The sequence below is a fragment of the Streptococcus penaeicida genome, from assembly GCF_002887775.1.
Classification (GTDB): Bacteria; Bacillota; Bacilli; order Lactobacillales; family Streptococcaceae; genus Streptococcus; species Streptococcus penaeicida.
The window spans coordinates 1-215 of sequence record NZ_LOCM01000107.1 but is presented as its reverse complement, the minus strand read 5'-3'; the positions used below and the strand labels follow the sequence as shown (position 1 = coordinate 215).

At 46.0% G+C, this 215-nt stretch carries 1 tRNA gene; it reads left to right on the top strand.

The window, feature by feature from the left end:
* Positions 1–19: 19 nt before the first annotated feature.
* Positions 20–92: transfer RNA gene (locus AT575_RS10475), tRNA-Ala, on the top strand.
* Positions 93–215: the final 123 nt, after the last annotated feature.

Here is a 215-nt window from a genome sequence, read left to right as displayed (position 1 = left end):
AACAACCAGTTTATTAGTCGGGGCCTTAGCTCAGCTGGGAGAGCGCCTGCTTTGCACGCAGGAGGTCAGCGGTTCGATCCCGCTAGGCTCCATTATCTAGGATACAAAGAGATGTTCGGCTAGCGAATTTCTGTAGAAAATTAGGAATCTGACACCGTGTGCTTGCACACAAGGAAGATTATCTATTTTCCTAAGAAATTAATCTCGTGTTCAAC